The sequence below is a fragment of the Spirulina sp. CCNP1310 genome (assembly GCF_034932185.1).
Classification (GTDB): Bacteria; Cyanobacteriota; Cyanobacteriia; order Cyanobacteriales; family Spirulinaceae; genus Spirulina.
In genome coordinates, this window is sequence record NZ_JAYGHW010000072.1 from 16,919 (window position 1) to 35,384 (window position 18,466).

An 18,466-nucleotide genomic window follows, 5' to 3' on the forward strand; every position below is an offset into this window, starting at 1 on the left:
GTTAATGGGATTTTGGCGCAGCGGGAGAGGAAGAACAAGCAAGATGGGCGAGAAATTCTCCCACCCGATTTTGATAGGCTTGTCCACCAATTTCGGGGACATGGTTGTGATCCCCCTGGGGGAGAAAATAGATCTCTTTGTGGGCGGCTTGGGCAACTTGGTAGAGGCGATCGCTCATCCAAGGGGGAACCCGGCGATCCGCTTCCCCATGGATAAAGAACAGGGGCATCGTCAGGGAGGGGACTTTATCCAGAGAATCAAAGGATTGACATAGAATCAAGTCTATCGGCAAAAGTTTGTAAAAACCGTCATGATCGGCCATATCTCGTAAATTGGTAAAAGACCCTTGAATGATCAGGGCCGCTAAATGAGGATGATGGGTTGCCAACTCAATGGCGATCGCCCCCCCCATAGAATGACCAAACACAATCACCTGCTCCGGGCCATAGCCCCGCTCCCCAGTCAAATAAGCCAAACCCACCTCAGCATCCTGATAAACCTGCGTTTCCGTGGGAAAAGGCCCCACACTTTGGCCATAGCCGCGATAGTCGATTAAAAAAACGTGATAGCCGAGGCGATGAAACACCTGAGCTTGGGCCAAATTCGCCCCCATATTAAACCCATTACCATGGAGGAGGTAAACCACCTGGGTTGCCCCTGGGGCAGGAATCCACCAACCCTGGAGGAGATCCCCCGCTATACCTGGCACATCAATCCACAATGTTTCATAGGGCATCTGGTATTGATCCGGAAAATAGCGAATGCGACGGGAGGGAAAAAAAGTGAGCCGGTTTTGCCACCGCCACAGGCTCAAACAAAGGAGCACATAAATCCCTGTGCCGAAGCATAAACCCGTTGTGACGGTTGTTAACATGGTCATAAAATGGGGATGAGGGGTTGCATCCATCATTGTGCCGGATTAAGCCCCAGAGCCTGTAGCCCCTGTGGCGATCTTGCGGGTTCCACAGGGGGGTTGCCCAATCGGCCCCTTTGGGCAATCTCACCCTGAGGGGGAGAGTGCCATCGCTCCACGCCTCTCCAGGGCTAAGGGCGATCGCCCCAGATCAGCCACAGCCCGTGGAAATTGTGACAATTCGTAAATTGTCCACATTAACCGCAACTTCACCGCCAGATCTACCGTCTAGATTTAATTGCCGGTGAACCGTCTAAATCAACATAGATATTGCATTATGCTCAACGGTTGTATTGAGGTGAAGGGATGGCTCTAGAGGGTTTACAGGGACAATACCGCCTGTTGGAATTGATAGCTGAGGATGCCTTCAGCCAGACCTTTCGGGGTGAAGATTTCCAGCAATCTGAACCACAACCCTGTTGGATTCAACGGGTGGAGGGCGGCGCTCTCTCTCCCAGCTATTTATCCACCTTTGCAACATTGAGAAATTTACCCCCCGATTGGGCGATTCAACCCTTAACCACAGTCTTCGTCGAAAATGAAACGGCCTATTGGGTTTATGCCGGAGCCTCTGGGCATTACCTAAGCCAAAGTTTCGATGCTGGGGAAAAACTCACCGAAGATCAAGCTGTACAACTGCTGAAAAATATCCTCCCCACCTTAGGCAGCCTCCATGAACAGGGCATCATCCACGGCAACCTACAACCCCAAAGCTTTTTTTACCATCAAGCCCAAAATCAATGGTGCTTGAGCCATTTTGGAGCCATCTATCAAGATTTACCCCAAATTTCCCAGGGATCCATCCGCGACCTTGCCCCCATCGCCCTCTCCGGTTATCTCCCCCCCGATACCACTGTCCCCCGCACCGTTGAAGGGGATCTTTACAGTTTGGGGGTAACGATCATCCATGGCGTTACCGGCATTCTCCCCGCCGACCTCACCCCCCAATGGCGCAATACCGCCCCGGTGAGCGAACGCCTTGCCAACCTCCTCAACCTGCTGATCACCCAATATTTTTCCTCCGCTCCTGAACTCTTTGAATGGCTGACCATGGCCGCCAAAAACAGCCAGAGCCAAACAAGCCAAGGGCCACAAAGTCAGGTTGTACAACCCCCCACGACAGATATTGTGCAGACAGAAATGGAGCTAGAGGCCACCGCCAAACCCGCAGGGCCCACCTACTTAGCCCATCGTTACCGGGTGATCCGTCCCCTCAGCCGTGGGGGATTTGGGGAAACCTACTTAGCCATTGATGAACAGTTTCCCGGTCAGCCCACCTGTATTGTTAAGAAGCTCAAACTCAAAAACTACACCCAAAAAACCTACGAAATTGCCAAACACCTCTTCCAGCGAGAGGCAGAAGTCCTCAGTCGTCTGGGGCAGCATGACCAAATTCCCCAATTATTAGCCCACTTCACCCAAAACCAAGAGTTTTATCTCGTTCAGGAATACATTGAGGGCCATGACCTAGAAGTTGAGTTGCCTTTGGGGAAGAAGTGGCCTGAATTTGAGGTGCGGCAACTCTTGCAGGAACTGTTGGAAATTTTAGCGGTGATTCATCAAGAAGGGGTGATTCACCGGGATTTGAAGCCGGCCAATATTCGCCGTCGGGATGAGGATGGCAAGTTGGTTTTAATCGATTTTGGGGCCGTTAAGCAGGTGAGTAAGCAAACGTCCCTGGATGGTCAAACGAAGGTGACGGTTTCGATTGGAACGGTGGGTTATGCTCCCAGTGAGCAGACCCAAGGGCGGCCAAAATTGAGTAGTGATGTGTATGCGGTGGGGATGATTGCTCTGCAAGCGTTAACGGGTAAGGATCCGGAGCATATTCCTGAGGATTCCCAAACGGGGGAATTGCAATGGCGGCAGTTGGTGGAGGTGAGTCCGAATTTTGCCCAGTTTTTGGATCGGATGGTGCGGTACGATTTCCGCCAACGGTTTGAATCGGCGATGCAGGCCCTCTCTGCGCTGCAAACATTAGACCGTCGCGTTTCTGGGCCCCAGGATGCCAAGCCGGTGCTGCCGGTAGTCCGTCGCCGACGGCCTTGGCGGCAATGGGGTTTTGCGACTCTGGGGGGTTTGGCGCTTGTCAGTCTTGGGGTTTGGGGGGTGCGGAGTTTGTTACAGCCTTCCCTCGGACAGTTGAGTGGGAAGTTGCAACAAAGTTTGGTGGTGGTGAATCCTGACCAGGGGGAGCCGATCTTAGGGTTTGTGGTGGCGGGGGAGCCGGAATATTGCACGGTTTTGACGACGCGGGCGGCGATCGCCCAAGGGGAGGCTGTCAATATCGTCTTTCGTGAAACACCCCCCCAAATGGTGGATCAGGTGCAGACTCTCCCCAATAGTGATCTGGTAATCCTCCAACAACTCCACAATCAGGGCAGTTGTCCCCATCCGGCCCTCCCCTTGGGCAATCCCGATCGCCTCCAATTGGCGGATCGGGTGTACATCCAAACGACAACTGCGGAAGTTCTCCAATCCAAACTCACGGCTCCCTTAACGGCTGTACTATTAACGGCCATTGAAACCTCTTCACTACCGGGGGTCTTTCAATTGGGCTATCAACCGCCCGCAACCCTGTTGGTGGGGAGTGCGGTGGTTAATCGTCAGGGCCGGCTGTTGGCGTTGCACATGGGAGAGGGGGAGAAGGCGGAGGTGGCTTGGGCGATGCCTGTCACCCTCTATCAGGAGCATTTGGCGACCCTGGGGGATATGACAGGCAAATCAGCCCTGGATCGGGCGAATCAGTTGTTTGAGTTACGACAACATGATGCGGCTTTGGTGGCCTATGATCAGGCCATTGCCCAAGAATCTGGACGGCCAGAGCCTTGGTATGGCCGAGGCAGTACCCTCTATGCCTTGGATCGCTATGAGGAGGCGATCGCCGCCTATGAGCAAGCCATCGCCCTGCGGCGGGATAATACGTTAAGTTGGTACAGCAAAGGTAATGCTTTGTTTCAACTCAAACGCTATGAGGAGGCGATCGCCGCCTATGAGCAGGCCATTGAAACCAAAGCGGATTATTTCCCGGCCATTAATAACCTGGGGCTAGCCCAGCAAGCGTTAGGCCGCACCGACGCAGCGATCAAAACCTTTGAAGAGGTGATCAACCTCCGCCCGGACTATCACCCCGCCCACAATAATTTAGGAGCGACCCGGCAAAGGAAAAAGGATTATCGGGGGGCGATCGCCGCCTATGACCAAGCGATCCGCATCCGCCCCAACTATGCCGCCGCCTGGTACAACAAAGCTAGCGCCCACGCCCTCCAAAACGAAACTGCCCCCGCCCTCGAAGCCCTCAGTCGCGCGATCGCCCTCAAGGCCGACCTCGCCCAATCCGCTAAGGAAAACCTGGATTTTACCAGTTTGCGAAATAACGGGGAATTTCAGAAGTTGGTAGGGGATAGGGGATAGGGGATAGGGGATGTATTGAGAAAAGAGAAGTGAGAAGAGAGTACTTTTCCCACTTCCCACTTCCCACTCCTCACTCCTCACTCCTCACTCCTCACTCCTCACTCCTCACTCCTCACTCCCCTAAGAAACAACAGCCGCCATTTCCCAAACCTCACCACGGGTGAGGCGGATTTGGGCGAGGGCGAAAATGGTGGGGATGATGCGCCCGTAATTGGTGGCGATCGCTCGCCAGCCGAGATCGGCTAAAAATGTCGTCCAGAGGATTGGCCCTAGGGCCGCAAATAATGTCCGCACGGCTCCATGGCGGGCGGCGGTTAGGGCCATGCCCCGTTTGGCGGCTTGGAGGGCGATCTGGTTTTGCAGTTGGGTGGCGGCGATCGCCCCCCCTTGACGGAGTATCGCTTGGGTGGCGTGGTAGCGGGCAAAATGGAGGGCAAACTGGCGGGCAATATGGTTGAGGAGGAGCGATCGCACTACGCCACTAATGGCTACCACACCGCCCCCCTTGAGGAGAAACTGCATCGGGTTATGTTGCAATTGGGCCGGGAGGGGTTCCGAAAAATTGGAGCGAGAGAGGGAGCGTTGAATTTTAGTCGTTAGGGAATGGCGATCAGCGGTGGGGAGTTTCTCCCAAGCCCGGCCCATGAGATTGAGGAAAATTTCCGCTTCCAGATCGAGGGTGCTGATCCCTTCCCCATGGGCAATTTTCAAATAGCGGCAGACCTGGATTAAAACTTGGCGATAGGTGAGATCCTGAGTTCGCCCCCGCAGGACGGTGAGACCATCGGCGGCCAGGAAACAAAACCGCTGCTCAAGTTGTTGTAATTGCACAGGGCGATCGCACTGCTGCAACGTCGCCACATCAGGGGTATTGAGGTAATCGAGAGGGTTAAACCGTCGGCAAAACAGAATATGGGTAAGCTGCCCTAGCTCTTCATCGGTGGCTAATTCTAAAGCCGCTCGTAATTCTTCCACAATCCTCGCCTCGCTCAATTCACATCCCTTCAATGTAGCGTTTTTGCCCTCAATCAGCCCTTAACCGTTCCTAGTGCAGATTTCGGTAGGGGCGAAAAATTTTTGTGCCTCCGGCGGGCTACGCCAACGCCCCTACGCCCCCCGCCCATCCATGCTACTTCGGCGTTAACCCCCCCACCTCCGCCAACACATAGAGCGGCCGGCCCTTTACCTCCTCATAAATGCGGCCAATGTATTCCCCCAAAATGCCAATACGCACCAACTGCACCGCCCCAAAGAAAAACACCGCGATCAGAATCGTCGCATAACCCGCGAGGGGATTCCCCACCTCAAAAACCCGCCAGTAAAACACCAACGCCGCCATCAGTAACGATAAAAACGCCGCCACAATGCCCGTATAGGTGGCTAAACGCAGGGGGACACGGGAAAAAGAAAAGAGACCATTGAGGGCCAAAGAGAGGGATTTTCTAAACGTGTATTGGCGATCGCCCGCAAACCGAGAATGACGCTCAAACTGCACCGCCGTTTGTTTAAACCCAATCCAAGCCCGCAGCCCCCGCAGATAACGATTCCGCTCCGGCATCGCATTGAGCACATCCAGCACCCGGCGATCCATCAGGCAAAAATCTCCGGTATCCGTGGGAATATCCACATTGGCCAACCGTTGCAAAATCCGATAGAACAGATAGGCATAGAATCGCTTCAGCCAATGCTCTTGGTGGCGTTTCGTCCGCTGGGCATAGACCACCTGATACCCCGCCTGCCATTGCTCGATCATCTCTAACACCAACTCCGGCGGATCCTGTAAATCCCCATCCATCACCGTGATCACCTCCCCCCGTGCATGGTTTAACCCCGCCGTCACCGCCAATTGATGGCCAAAATTGCGGGCAAAACTGAGGTAACAAAAGCGGGGATCTTTTTGGTGAATTTCCCGCAACAGGGAGAGGGTGCGATCGCGGCTGCCATCGTCAATCAAGATAAACTCAACAGGGGCATCGAGGCGATCTCCCACCGCCGCCAACCGCCGCACCAACTCAGGTAAATTTTGCTCCTCGTTATGAACCGGAATCACAAAAGAATATTGCATGGTTAACGCCCTAACTGATTAGGGATCCCCGCGCATCCCCCCGGAATCGTACCACGGGTCTTTTCCCCCCCCCAAGCACAGCAATAATAGCGTTGCTCCTCACTCATCCGCTGCACCTGGGTGAAATCCGCCTTTTCAATCACCGCGCCCGTGTGGGCCCCGGTTTCATAATCCGGAGCCGCCGTTAAACTGCGAGGGGTAGCGGTTTCCACCGGGCCATAAAAAAACCGCACCCCCTTCAGATCTGCCCCCCGTAGATTGGCCTCAAACAACACCGTCCGCGCCAAATTGGCCCGTACTAAATCACAATGACTCAAATCCGCACCAATCATGTAGGCATCACTGAGATCCGTCCAGCGCAGATCCGTCTCGGACATATCCGCCCGCGCCAACATCACCCCCAGATCAATCACCCTTAACCCCTGCTCCCGGTCTTCAGCATAGCCCCCCTCCCCATCTAGGATCGCCCGCCCCAGTAAACCATCGCGTTTTAACGGCGTGACTAATCGGGATTGGGACAAAAACCGGAGAATTTTTGCCCGGCCAGAGGCATCAACACTACTGAGAATCGCCGCTGTACGGCCTTCCGCAAAGGCCCGTTCTTGGGGCCAATCTTCCAATAACCCCTCATCACTGAGGGCCAGATCAGAAATACCTTGAAAATAAGCGTCAATGGTTTGCTGTTGGGTGATCGTGTTTTGGCGAATGGTGAGGTCTTTGGAGATCACATATTGCTGCCAGGCCACATAAACGGCAACGATCGCAATCATGATCTGCCCCACAGCCCCGAACCATTCCGCCCAGGAGCCAAATTCATCCCATTTGGCATTAATCAACCATTGATTAATCCGTTCATAGACACCGAGAATTTGCCCCAAACCGGCGATCGCCCCCACACTCCCCAACACCCCTAACAGAATTTGCCGCTCATCGGCGGTTAAAAACCGCTCAAACCACCGTCCCAAGGCCGGTAATGTGATCCGCAACGCCACCAAGAGCGCCACCAAGGCCCCCGAAAATAGCAAAGGGCCAAAATCCAGCAGCCAACCAATGGTCATTAAACTGAGGGCCACCACCATCACAAAGCCGCTCAAGGCTTCAAAGTTGACGGTTACTTGGGTTTGGGGTTGGGGAATGGTGAAGGAATGGGCGGGGGTTAATTCTGAATCTGGGGGTGTGGGGAAAGCATCAGCGGGTTCAGGAAGGGGGGACGTGGACATAGAAGCATGAACAACAGGGGCAATCTGCATTGTATTTTAACCAAGCAGGCCAAGTGGAGGAGAAGAGAGGATAGAGAAGGTTTAGCATTTCCGCTCACTCCTCACTCCTCACTCCTCACTCCTCACTCCTCACTCCTCACTACTCACTCCTCACTCCTCACTCCTCACTCCTCACTCCTCACTCCTCACTTCTCACTTCTCACTTCTCACTTCTCACTTCCCACTTCCCACTTCCCACTCCCCACTCCCCACTTCCACCAAATCATCCAATTCCCGATAATCCGGCAAAGGGCGATCGCACCATTTACCGTTGCGAATAACCCAGCGATCATGCTGCGATCGCGCCAATAGCTCACTATAACAACGCCCGGAAAAAATCACGAAATCCGCCATCTGTCCAAATTCGAGGCCATTGCCCCCCAAGCCCAACATCTGGGCGGGAACATCCGTCACCGTTGCCACCCAATCCCCCCAGGGATAATCCAGATGGGCGATACGCACGGATTCGCGAAACACCTCTAACATATCGTGATCCCCAAAGCCATAGAAGGGATCGCGACAGTTATCACTGGCAAAGGCGAGGGGAATACCGTGGTTACGAATTTCATGGGCTAAGGTGACACCTCGCCAGCGGGGGGTAGTGTGATTGGTGCGGCGATCCTGTAAAAACAAATTGCACATTGGTAAGCTGACGATCGCAATCCCGGCTTGCTTGACCAAAGCTAAGGTTTTAGCCACTTCGACGGGAGCTTGTACCGCCAAACTGCAACAATGGCCACAGAGAATTGAGCCGGTAAAATTATGGCGTAATGCCGCCTCTGCCACTGCTCGCAGGGCGATCGCCTCCGGATCCCCCGATTCATCCACATGAAAATCTAACTGCTCAATGCCCCGCTCTTGGGCAAGGGTAAAGACGGCATCTAACTGGGTTTCTAGGTCAGGATTCATATAGGCCACCCCCCCTAACACCGCCCCTAACTCGGCAATTTGGTCGGCGATCGCCACGCCTTGGGGGGTGAGAAATTCGTCTAAAGGCACAAGGGAAACGATCTGGAGCGTCAGGCGATCGCGCCATTCCTCCCGCAATTGGGCCGCCACGGGTAAACTGATCTGACCTTGGCCATGGATGCAATCAATATGGGTGCGGATCGCCTTCGTACCGTGGCTCTCACTACAGCGCAGGCCAAATTCCATGCGCCGATAGACATCCTCCCGCTGCCAATATTGGGCGGCATCTTTACGGGTGGCGGTTAAGGCTTCGGCAAAGGTGCCATCAGGATTGGGCGATCGCTCCCAAATATGCCCCTTATCCAAATGGGTATGGCTATCCACAAAACAGGGCAACACCATTCGCCCATCCAAATCCAGTTGTGGCACAGTCTCAGGCAATGGTGATCCGGTGGGTTGAATGCGGGCAATGCGACCCTCGGCAATCTCTAAATCAACAGCAGCTAATCCTTGATGATTCCCCGTGAATCCTGAGGGCAAAAGCGTCAGGGGGCAATGGGCGCGACGTAGCCAATAATGGTTGTGGGCCAAAATAGCAGGATTCATAGTGATAGTTAAGAAGGAATAGGAAGAGGCAGTGCTCCAGCGGTGGGGCAATCTTGGAGTAACTGCGCTTCACACCAAGCGAGTCCCTGATTGAGGGTGTCGAATTGATGGCAGGATTCCTCAAGGGCTTCTCCCTGAATGAGACGGGTTTGGATCGGCTCACTCACGCCGGTAAAAATAAGCGTGATTTGCTGTTGGGCGGTGAGCTTGCGAATTTTAACAAAATTCAGCACCGCTGAAGAATCTAAACCTGTCACCAAATGGAAATCGAGGAGTAAAAACCGGGGTTGAGGATTTTGGGTGAGGCGATCGCCCACCGCTTCGAGTAAATGATTGGCCCGACCAAAAAAGATAAACCCATGGAGTTCTAAAATATGAATCTCCTCGCCCCGTGCTTGTAAAATCGCCTGCTCTGCCTCGGTGTGAGGGGTATTACTGCGGCGATGGTGGCCGGAAAATTGCTCACGGGTGGCATGGATACGGCTGTAATTGACCACAAATAGCACCACCGCCATCCCTAATCCCACGAGCACCCCTTCTAAAAAACCCACGGCATTAATCACCACCATGATCAGCACAATGGTCAGATAATCCGTCAGGGGTAATTTTTGCCGGGATTTGTAGAGCCATTGCAGCAGCAGATCAATGCCCAAATACATTAATAAACTGCCTAAAATCGGCTTGGGAAAATAGGCTAAAAATCCTGACCCCAACACCAGCACCGTTAAGCAGGGCAGGGTTTTAAACACCCCCGCGAGGCGGTGATTGGCTTGCATTTTATGCACTAGGAGCGTACTGGGGAGGGCTTGATTCCCCGCCATGCCACAGCCACAACCGGCGGCTAAATTGGCTAACCCCACCGCTTGCAGTTCTTGGTTGAGGTCGATGTCTTTTTCCACGGCCAATTCAATGCCGTTGTTGGTGAGGACGAGGGACAGGAGGCTGATCAGCATTAATGTGGCGATCGCCTCCCCTTGCCCAATCACAATCCCCCAATCCACCCGATGCCATTCTTGCCAATTAAGGGGATGCCATAACCCCCCTGCGGGAAATGGCCCCAACAGCCAACCCTGAGCGCGGGCGATGGCAATGGGGGTATGGGTGAGGGCGAGGATGCTGTAGAAAAGGGCGATCGCCCCCGCTAAACTCCCTGGCAGAATTAAATAATGCTGATACCGTTTGGTTAATCCCCAAAAGATCAAGCCCAAAATTAAGCCACTGCCCCAATGGGCGATCGCCCCCGGCGCAATCAAAGCGGGCAACGTCCCCCAATCCACCGGCAGATCCCCCATCACCTGAATCCCTCCCCGGATTAGCAATAACCCCGTCCCCGCCATAAACCCCCCCACAACGGGATAGGGAATAAAACTGACGGCATTGCCCAAACGAAATCGCCCCAAGAGGAGCAGAAACAAGCCTGTGGCGAGGGAACCCAAGGTAATTGCCGCAATCACCGTCAAGACCATCGTTTCGGGGTCTTGATCCACCATTTGGGTGGCGATCGCCGCCGCCAACCCCGCCAACACCGCCGTTGGAGCCGCTAACGGTGTGGCAATCATCCCCGGCAGTGAGCTAAACAACGCCACACAAATACTAATGGCCGCCGTGCTAAAAATCGCAATCCCCACCCCCACATTGAGATAGGCCGCCAAACTCCCAGAAAAAATCAGGGCTGCATAGGAAATCCCCCGAATAATGCCAATCACCCCCGTCACCAGCCCCGCTAAGGCGCTGGCCAGGAGGTGCTGGGGTTGGAGTTCATTGGCGATCGCCTCGGAAAACGTTGGGCCAGAAGGGGAATCAGAAAGCATTTAATTTGAATGAATGATTTAATTTGAGGACTGTTGATAGCGGGTATAGACGGCAGCGGTGGAGCGGTTGGAGGGGGTAATCACGCGGGGAATATTTTGTAAGGCTTGTTGTACCCCTGCCAGCCCTGATTCTACCTGATTCATCTGGCCCGTGAGTTGATGGAGTTGGGCCAGTAAATCGGCCTGTTCTTGGATGGTTTGGGCTTGGGTTGCGGCAAGCTGCGATAGCGTACCCATCGCCGTTTCATGGGTTTGCAGTTGAGCCATTAAAGCGGCTTGTTCCTGCGTCAGTTGCGCTTGGGTGGCGGCGATCGCCGTTTCATGGGTTTGCCATTGACCCTGAAGGCTTGCCAATTGCTGATCCACTTGACCTTGATGAGCCTGTTGTAAGGCTTCGCGGGTTTGGATCTCTTCTAACTGGGTGCGCAGTGCCTCCAATTCCCGATACAGGGGGGCGATTTTCTCAGCCTGCTCCCCTTGTAAGGATTCCTGCACCACCGCGATCCGCTGGTGGAGGGCGGCCAATTGTTGCTGCTGTTGATCCTGCTGGGTGAGGATAGCTTCCCCCTGCAATTGCAACGTAGCCAGGAGGGTTTGGTGGCCTTGGTGGGCGGCAGCTTGGTGAGTGATCTGGGTTTGCAGATCCGCTAATGTAGCGGTTGCTGCCGATTGAGCCGTGAAAACTTGCTCCAGTTGGGTTTGCTGTTGTTGAATTTGGCTGTTTTGGTTGTACAGGGTTTGGGTTTGGTGGGAGATCGCCCCCTCCAATCGCTCTAGCCGTTGGCCATGGTTATCATGAAGGGTCGCCACCTGCTGATCAACCCGCTGCTCCCGCTCCGTCATCCGCTGCTCAAGGTGGGCCTGTTGCTCCCCCTGCTCAGTTTGCAAGGCCTGAAGGCGATCGGCACATTGGGCAACCTGATGGTTGAGTTGGGCAATGCTGTCCTGTTGTTGAGCCGTGAGGCTGGCAACCTGATGGTTGAGTTGGGCAATGCTGTCCTGTTGTTGAGCCGTAAGACTGGCAAGCTGATGGTTGAGTTGGGTCTGATATTGCCGGACATGGTGGGCCAAATCCGTTAACTGCTGACTGTGATGGTTGTGGAGCATCTGCAATTCTGCAATCGGGGCGGCCCATTGCCCCTGATCTTGCTCTAAACGAGTCAGTTGATGAGCAAAGTTGCCCTGATGGGTTTGCAGTTGGGCCAATTGACCGCTTAACTGGGTTTGCGTTGCCGTTTGGCGATCGTGCCATTCCCGCCATTGCTGACTAGACATTTGGTGTTGCTTATCCAGAGCCGAGATCTGACCCATCATGCTCAGGTGATCCCTTTGGATGGTGGCGATCGCCCCCATCGTCTGATCGTAAATCTCCGTTTGAATCGTCGCCAAACGGCCTTCTATGTAGGGTTGCACCTGAGCCGTCATTTCCTCAGGGGTGGGCAAAGCTAGCTCAGGCGCAGGAGGCCGTTCTTGGAGTTGACGAACGGCGGCAGCAAGGGAGCCTTGGGCTTCCTGAATCGCCGTCAGTTGGGCCTGTTGCTCAGGGTTGAGGGAGCCTTGCTCTAAAGCCAGGGCCGGGGATTGGGGGGCAATTTGGGCCGGGGCTGTACCCTCGACGCGGGCCGCCAACCGCTGTAACTCCACCCGCAATTGAGACAGTTGAAACAGCAGTTGCGATCGCTCCTGATCCGCTTGGGTAAAACAACCGACAATCCACTCGATTAAATCGGCCGATTCTTCCGTAAAATGGGGTTGCGCTGGTTTCAGGGATTCTGGCTTTTGGCCAGAGAGCATTTCAGGGTGAGAGACGGGTTGAGCCGATTGGAGTTGCGCGATGCGGTTTTTTTGCTGCTGAACCGTTGCCCACATATGTCTTGCCCAAGCTTCCAAGGCCATTAATGCCGTTTTGGAAACTTGGTGTTCTAAACGAAATGGCCCTAGGCGGGAAATGCCTGTATTGTTAAGTTGCCAGCCACAAACATGGCAGCGATCAACCTTTCCATTCACGTATTGAGCCTGACACACGGGACATTCGGCCATTTTTCCTCTTGTTGAGTGAAAGCAACGCTGATTCAGTATTTCGCAGGATCAGGGTGAGTCAGATCAAAACGACTGAGACGTTAAACACTTTTGGTAGGACTGCCCGGATCTCTTACTTTCCCTTATGCTAATTGAGCCACTGCCATTTTTCCCTGACTTTACCAAAAATCCCCTGGTTTTTTGCTATGTTCTATCCCCGCATAATCCGTCAAGTTTGCAGCACAATCTTGTTTGGTGTGGGCATTGGAGGGGGCCTTCTGGGGTTGAGTTTTCCGGGGCCAATGCTGTCCCGGCCGTTCTTCGAGTCAGTTGCCATTACTGAAGCCCTTGAGCCTGCCCCTGATGTGGCGCAGTTGTTGATGTTGATTAATCAGGAGCGATCGCAGGCGGGCCTTGCTCCCCTCCAGCTTGACCCGATCCTGACCTTAGCGGCCCAAAACCATGCCAATGCCATGGCCCGGCAAAATTTTTTCTCCCATACCAATCCAGAGGGTAGTTCTACCCTAGACCGGGTGGTGGCTTTGGGTTATCAGGGTTCGGTGGGGGAAAATATCGCTGCGGGCCGCGTCAATCCGGAATGGGTGATGCGGCAATGGCTCAGTAGTCCCGGCTATCAGGCCAATTTGCTGGCTCCCCAAGCGGGGGAGATCGGCTTAGGGTATGGGATTAATCCAGAATCGGACTATATCCACTATTGGACGGCAATTGTTGGGACCGCCTTGCCAGTGGCTCCGGAATCTGAGCCGGAACCTGAACCAGAATTAGCAGTAGAACCTGAACCGGCATTAGCCACAGAGCCGGAACCTTCCCCTAGAACCGCAGTAATCCAGGAAATTAATCCAGCGGAGCAAATGCGGGATTTGTTGTGGTTAGTGAATCGAGAACGGCGGCAGGTGTGCTTGCCCCCCTTGCGATCGCACCCTGATTTAACGCAAATTTCCCAAAGTTATGTGGATGATCTCGCTGCCCAGGGGTTAAGTCGTTGGCAGGGGATGCCCTCGGATATGCTGGAAACCATGGTTGCCCAGCGAACCGATTACAGTGCCATCAACCTCGGCCAAGCCATTTCCCAAGGAACCAATCGCCCCATCCAAGTTTGGCAAACCTGGCAACTTTACACCCCCACCCGTGAATTACTGCTGCGGCCAGAATATAGCGATGTGGGACTAGGCTACGCCCATAACCCCAATTCTCCCTCTCCTGACTACTGGCATTTAGTCTTAGCCGAATCCCGTTATCCTGAACCCCTGAATTCAGATCGCATTATTGAAACCTGGTCAGAAGCTGGGCGTTTGGATGCCAATAGTCCAGAATTAAGCGTTGATGGGAGCCGTTATGCTCTCTATGACTTTGATGGTTTGGCGGGGGAAACCTTTGTGATTGATTTGGAAAGTGAAGATTTTGATGCTTACCTCTTCTTATTCAACCCCCTAGATCAGACCATTGCCGGTAATGATGATCGCGAAAAAAGTAATGTCAATGCCCGTATCATCGTCACGCTCCCCTGTGATGGAACCTATCGGGTGATGGTCAACAGCTATACGCCGGACAGTGAGGGAGATTTCACCCTCAGTATTTCCCAAGTCCGTCCGTAGGGGCGAAGTATTAACCTTGTTCGCCCTCAGTATTTCCCAAGTTCGTCTGTAGGGGCGAAGCATTTTTCGCCCTGTTTCGCCCTGTTTCGCCCTGTTTCGCCCTAACCTGGTTTGTAGGCGTGAACCACTTGTAAACTGCCGCCAGCGTGGAGGGTGCGATCGACGTTAGCCTGCCCATCGCCCCCCACAAAACCCAATTCTGCCAACAGATCTAGCATATCGGTTTGAATAAACTGCCAAGCGGTTTCTGTCTCAAACAGCCCCATAAACGTGGCCAATCCGGGCCAAAATAAGGGATTCGTGGGGGCATGGAGATCGACAAAGGCCAACACCCCGCCGGGTTTTAACACCCGGAACACTTCTTGGAGAATTTGCCGCAGTTGCTCCGGCTCCATTTCATGGAAGGCGGCGGCGCTATGCACCAGATCAAAGGACTGATCGGGGAAAGGCATGGCTTCAGCAAAGGCTTCGACATAGGTGGCTTGGGGGGCGATCGCCTGAGCGCGAGCGATCGCCTTGGGGGAAGCATCCAAGGCCGTCACCCGCTGGGATTGCTGGACTAAAATTTGCGTCACCGCTGCCGCCCCACAACAGAGATCCAACACTGCCGTTTCTGGCTCAATCTTTAACCCCACCAAGGGCAGCCGCCGCAACCGCCCCTCACCCCCCACCGCCAAGGCCGCCACCGCCGAAACGGTGTTATAAATCCACTGGTAGCGGTAGCTCCAAGTCCTGAAAATTGTTGCCATGGGTGATCAAGGGGTAAAGTTTAATGAAATTTGCCAGTGCTGGCAATGCCAGGGGATCGGGAAGGGGAGAATCTTGTTAGACTAATCAAGAATCTAAAAATAAACGAAAGTAATTATCACAATGGATCGTATAGGAGTCCTGCTATTAAATCTTGGGGGGCCAGACAGCCTAGAAGATGTGCGCCCCTTCTTATTTAACCTCTTTGCCGATCCAGAAATCATCCGGCTGCCTGTGCCTTGGCTGCAAAAACCCCTCGCTTGGTTCATTTCCAGCCGTCGGGTTAAGGTTTCTCAGGATAACTACCGCCAGATTGGCGGCGGTTCCCCCCTGCGGCAAATTACCGAAGCCCAAGGGGCGGCCCTCGCGGCCCAACTCCAGGCCCAAGGTCGCAATACAAAGGTTTATGTCGGAATGCGCTATTGGCATCCCTTTACAGAAGAGGCGATCGCCCAAATCAAGCGAGACGAAATCGAAAAACTCGTCATCCTGCCCCTCTATCCCCAATTCTCGATCAGCACCACCGGCTCCTCCTTCCGGTTATTGGAACAACTGTGGCAAGATGACCCAGAACTCCAAAGCCTCACCTACACCGTCATCTCCTCTTGGTATCAACACCCCAACTATCTCAACGCCATGGCCCAACTGATCGCCGCTGAACTCGATCAGTTTGCCAACCCTGACCCGGTGCATATTTTCTTCAGTGCTCATGGTGTGCCATTGAGCTATGTAGCGGAAGCGGGCGATCCCTATCAAAAAGAAATCGAAGACTGCACCGAAAAAATCATGGCTACCCTTGGCCGCCCCAACCCCCACACCCTCGCCTATCAAAGTCGGGTGGGGCCGGTGGAATGGTTAAAACCCTATACCGAAGATGCCTTAGCCGAATTGGGGCGATCCGGTGTTAGCCAAATTGTGGTTGTACCCATCAGCTTTGTCTCTGAACATATCGAAACACTCCAAGAGATCGATATTGAATACCGAGAAATTGCAGAAGAGGCGGGCATTCATGAGTTTCGCCGCGTCCCTGCCCTCAATACCCATCCCCAATTTATCCAAGCCCTCACAGATCTCGTCACCGATGCCCTTGACCAACCCCCGAAAACCTTTGCGGATGTGGTACAGGTGGGCAAAACCAAGATCTATCCCCCCGAACGGTGGGAATGGGGCATGACGACGGCGGCGGAAATTTGGAATGGCCGCTTGGCCATGTTGGGCTTTTTGGCCCTGCTGGTGGAGTTAATCAGTGGCAAGGGCCTCTTGCATTTCGTCGGGCTGCTCTAACCCGGCAGGGTGGGCAATGCCAGCCCACGATCCCCCCGGCTACGCCGACCCCCTTAAAAAGGGGGTTAAATGCAAAACCCCCCTTTTTAAGGGGGGCAGGGGGGATCCTCCCCTAGAGATATGGCACACTGATCATTAAGATCGCAATGGCTCTTTCATTTCCGCTCCCATGCAACCCCCTCTGACTCCAGGAACCCTCCTTAATCAGCGTTATTTGATCGTACAAACCCTTGGCCAAGGGGGCTTTGGCCGTACCTATTTGGCGGAAGACCGGGGCCGGTTTAATGAGCGGTGCGCGATTAAGGAATTGGTTCCTTCCCAAAATTCTGAGTATGTGATGACGAAATCGCGGGAACTGTTTCAGCGGGAGGCCACAACGCTTTATCAAATTAAGCACCCCCAGATTCCCCAGTTTCAGGCGACGTTTGAGGAGGGGGCGCGGCTGTTTTTGGTGCAGGATTATGTGGAGGGGCAGACGCTGCAAGATATGTTGGATGTGCGGCGGCTGAATAGCCAACGCTGTACGGAGGGGGAGGTGCGCCGCTGGTTGGAGCAGTTGTTGCCGGTGTTGGGGTATCTCCATCAGCGGGGGATTATTCACCGCGATGTTTCCCCGAGCAATATTATTGTGCGGGCGGCGGATCAGTTGCCGGTGTTGATTGATTTTGGGGTGGTGAAGGAGTTGGCTACCCGGATTCAATCCCCGGAGTTGCAGGCGATGACGACGGTGGGGAAGGTGGGCTATGCCCCCCGGGAGCAGATTCAAACGGGCCAGGCTTATCCCAGTAGTGACCTCTATAGTTTGGCGGTGACGATCTTGGTGCTGTTGACGGGGCAAGATCCGCAACAGTTGTTTGATCAGATGAATTTTACCTGGCATTGGCGGGATCGGGTGACGGTGAGCGATGGCTTTGCAATGGTGTTGGAGCGGATGTTGAGCGATCGCCCCAATCAACGCTATCCCTCCGCTGAGGCTGTCCTCCAAGCCCTACAAACCTTGGGGAGTTTACCCACGACCCAAATGCCCTATCAAGTACAGCCGGCCCCGCCACCCCCAGTAACGCCAAACCCCCAACCCCCCCGCAATCAAGACCTTTCCCAAATGGGGACGATGGTCGTCGGGGGCAGATCTCCCGATCCCACAGAAGCAAGGGAACCCGCCACAACAACAGTACGCAATCCTGGCCCCCGCATTGAACCCCCCACCTCCCGGTCATGGATGCCGGCTCCTCTGGTGTTACTGGGGTTAACCTTGGTGATCAGTTTGGGGGCGGGGTTGGGAACCTGGGGAATTATCACCATGTTTTTGCAAGGCGGCCCCGATCCAGTGCCACCAGATCAAGACTTTGCCACGCCCACACCCACACCCAGCGCTTTACCGAGCGAAACCCCGGCCTCAACACCCACCCCAACCCCGGCCTCAACACCCACCCCAACCCCGACCCCTACACCCACACCTACCCCTACCGTTTTAGAAAAAACCCTCACCCCCCGTTTAGGGCGCAGTGAAGTGGAGCGGGGGCGGTTGCTTGCGGATGATTCAGCGGAATATTCTTTTAATGCTCAGGCGGGGCAAATTCTGCGGGCAACGGTGGAAAGTCCAGGGGTGGTTTTAACGGTGTTGAGTCCGAACGATCAACCCTTGGGGCCAGGGAGCGATCGCGTCCGCACTTGGCAAGGAGAATTATCGGAGGATGGCCGCCATACGATTACGCTTAATACCCTACCGGGCTTCTCTGGGGAGCAATATCGCTATCGCCTCGAAATGATGCTCCAGGCTGCACCGCGCCCCACCCCCACCCCTCCCCCCGTTGCTCCGCCTC

12 protein-coding genes are annotated in these 18,466 nt (G+C 54.3%); 4 read left to right on the top strand and 8 right to left on the bottom strand.

The window, feature by feature from the left end; genetic code table 11:
* Position 1 precedes the first annotated feature (1 nt).
* Positions 2 to 880, bottom strand: a complete 879-nt coding sequence (locus tag VB712_RS13150) for an alpha/beta hydrolase (protein WP_323255411.1) — start codon at positions 878 to 880, stop codon at positions 2 to 4.
* Between the two features lie 339 nt (positions 881 to 1,219).
* On the opposite strand from VB712_RS13150, the gene VB712_RS13155 reads away from it, so the two are divergent.
* Positions 1,220 to 4,327: a protein kinase domain-containing protein gene (locus tag VB712_RS13155; RefSeq protein WP_323255413.1), complete on the top strand. Its 3,108-nt coding sequence runs from the start codon at positions 1,220 to 1,222 to the stop codon at positions 4,325 to 4,327.
* 120 nt (positions 4,328 to 4,447) lie between these two features.
* Here the strand turns inward: VB712_RS13155 and VB712_RS13160 are convergent, their stop codons facing one another.
* The 6 genes from VB712_RS13160 to VB712_RS13185 all read right to left on the bottom strand — a co-directional run bounded on the left by VB712_RS13160 (position 4,448) and on the right by VB712_RS13185 (position 13,017).
* Positions 4,448 to 5,302, bottom strand: coding sequence for a hypothetical protein (locus VB712_RS13160; RefSeq protein ID WP_323255415.1), 855 nt, complete (start codon positions 5,300 to 5,302; stop codon positions 4,448 to 4,450).
* A 154-nt stretch (positions 5,303 to 5,456) separates the two neighbouring features.
* Positions 5,457 to 6,392 (bottom strand): glycosyltransferase family 2 protein, encoded by a 936-nt coding sequence (locus VB712_RS13165; RefSeq protein WP_323255418.1) that lies wholly within the window; start codon positions 6,390 to 6,392, stop codon positions 5,457 to 5,459.
* Positions 6,393 to 6,394: 2 nt separating this feature from the next.
* On the bottom strand, positions 6,395 to 7,612 hold the full coding sequence (locus tag VB712_RS13170; RefSeq protein ID WP_323255420.1) for a pentapeptide repeat-containing protein: 1,218 nt from the start codon (positions 7,610 to 7,612) through the stop codon (positions 6,395 to 6,397).
* Positions 7,613 to 7,825: 213 nt separating this feature from the next.
* Positions 7,826 to 9,166 (bottom strand): cytosine deaminase, encoded by a 1,341-nt coding sequence (locus VB712_RS13175; RefSeq protein WP_323255422.1) that lies wholly within the window; start codon positions 9,164 to 9,166, stop codon positions 7,826 to 7,828.
* Between the two features lie 8 nt (positions 9,167 to 9,174).
* The gene (locus VB712_RS13180) at positions 9,175 to 10,977 is read right to left on the bottom strand and encodes a SulP family inorganic anion transporter (protein ID WP_323255424.1); all 1,803 of its coding nucleotides are present in this window, start codon (positions 10,975 to 10,977) and stop codon (positions 9,175 to 9,177) included.
* Positions 10,978 to 10,995: 18 nt separating this feature from the next.
* A complete protein-coding gene (locus VB712_RS13185; RefSeq protein WP_323255426.1) occupies positions 10,996 to 13,017 on the bottom strand; it encodes a hypothetical protein in 2,022 nt (673 codons plus the stop codon).
* A gap of 185 nt (positions 13,018 to 13,202) precedes the next feature.
* On the opposite strand from VB712_RS13185, the gene VB712_RS13190 reads away from it, so the two are divergent.
* Entirely contained in the window at positions 13,203 to 14,612 is a 1,410-nt protein-coding gene (locus VB712_RS13190) for a CAP domain-containing protein (protein ID WP_323255428.1), read from the top strand.
* A 101-nt stretch (positions 14,613 to 14,713) separates the two neighbouring features.
* Here VB712_RS13190 and VB712_RS13195 read toward each other — a convergent pair whose 3' ends face one another.
* Positions 14,714 to 15,361 carry a class I SAM-dependent methyltransferase gene (locus VB712_RS13195; protein ID WP_323255430.1) on the bottom strand — a complete coding sequence of 216 codons (648 nt, stop codon included), beginning with the start codon at positions 15,359 to 15,361 and terminating at the stop codon, positions 14,714 to 14,716.
* Positions 15,362 to 15,482: 121 nt separating this feature from the next.
* Between VB712_RS13195 and hemH the strand changes: the two genes are divergently transcribed.
* The gene (hemH, locus tag VB712_RS13200; protein WP_323255432.1) at positions 15,483 to 16,643 is read left to right on the top strand and encodes a ferrochelatase; all 1,161 of its coding nucleotides are present in this window, start codon (positions 15,483 to 15,485) and stop codon (positions 16,641 to 16,643) included.
* Between the two features lie 169 nt (positions 16,644 to 16,812).
* On the top strand, positions 16,813 to 18,466 hold a 1,654-nt coding region (locus VB712_RS13205), incomplete at its 3' end, for a serine/threonine-protein kinase (protein ID WP_323255434.1).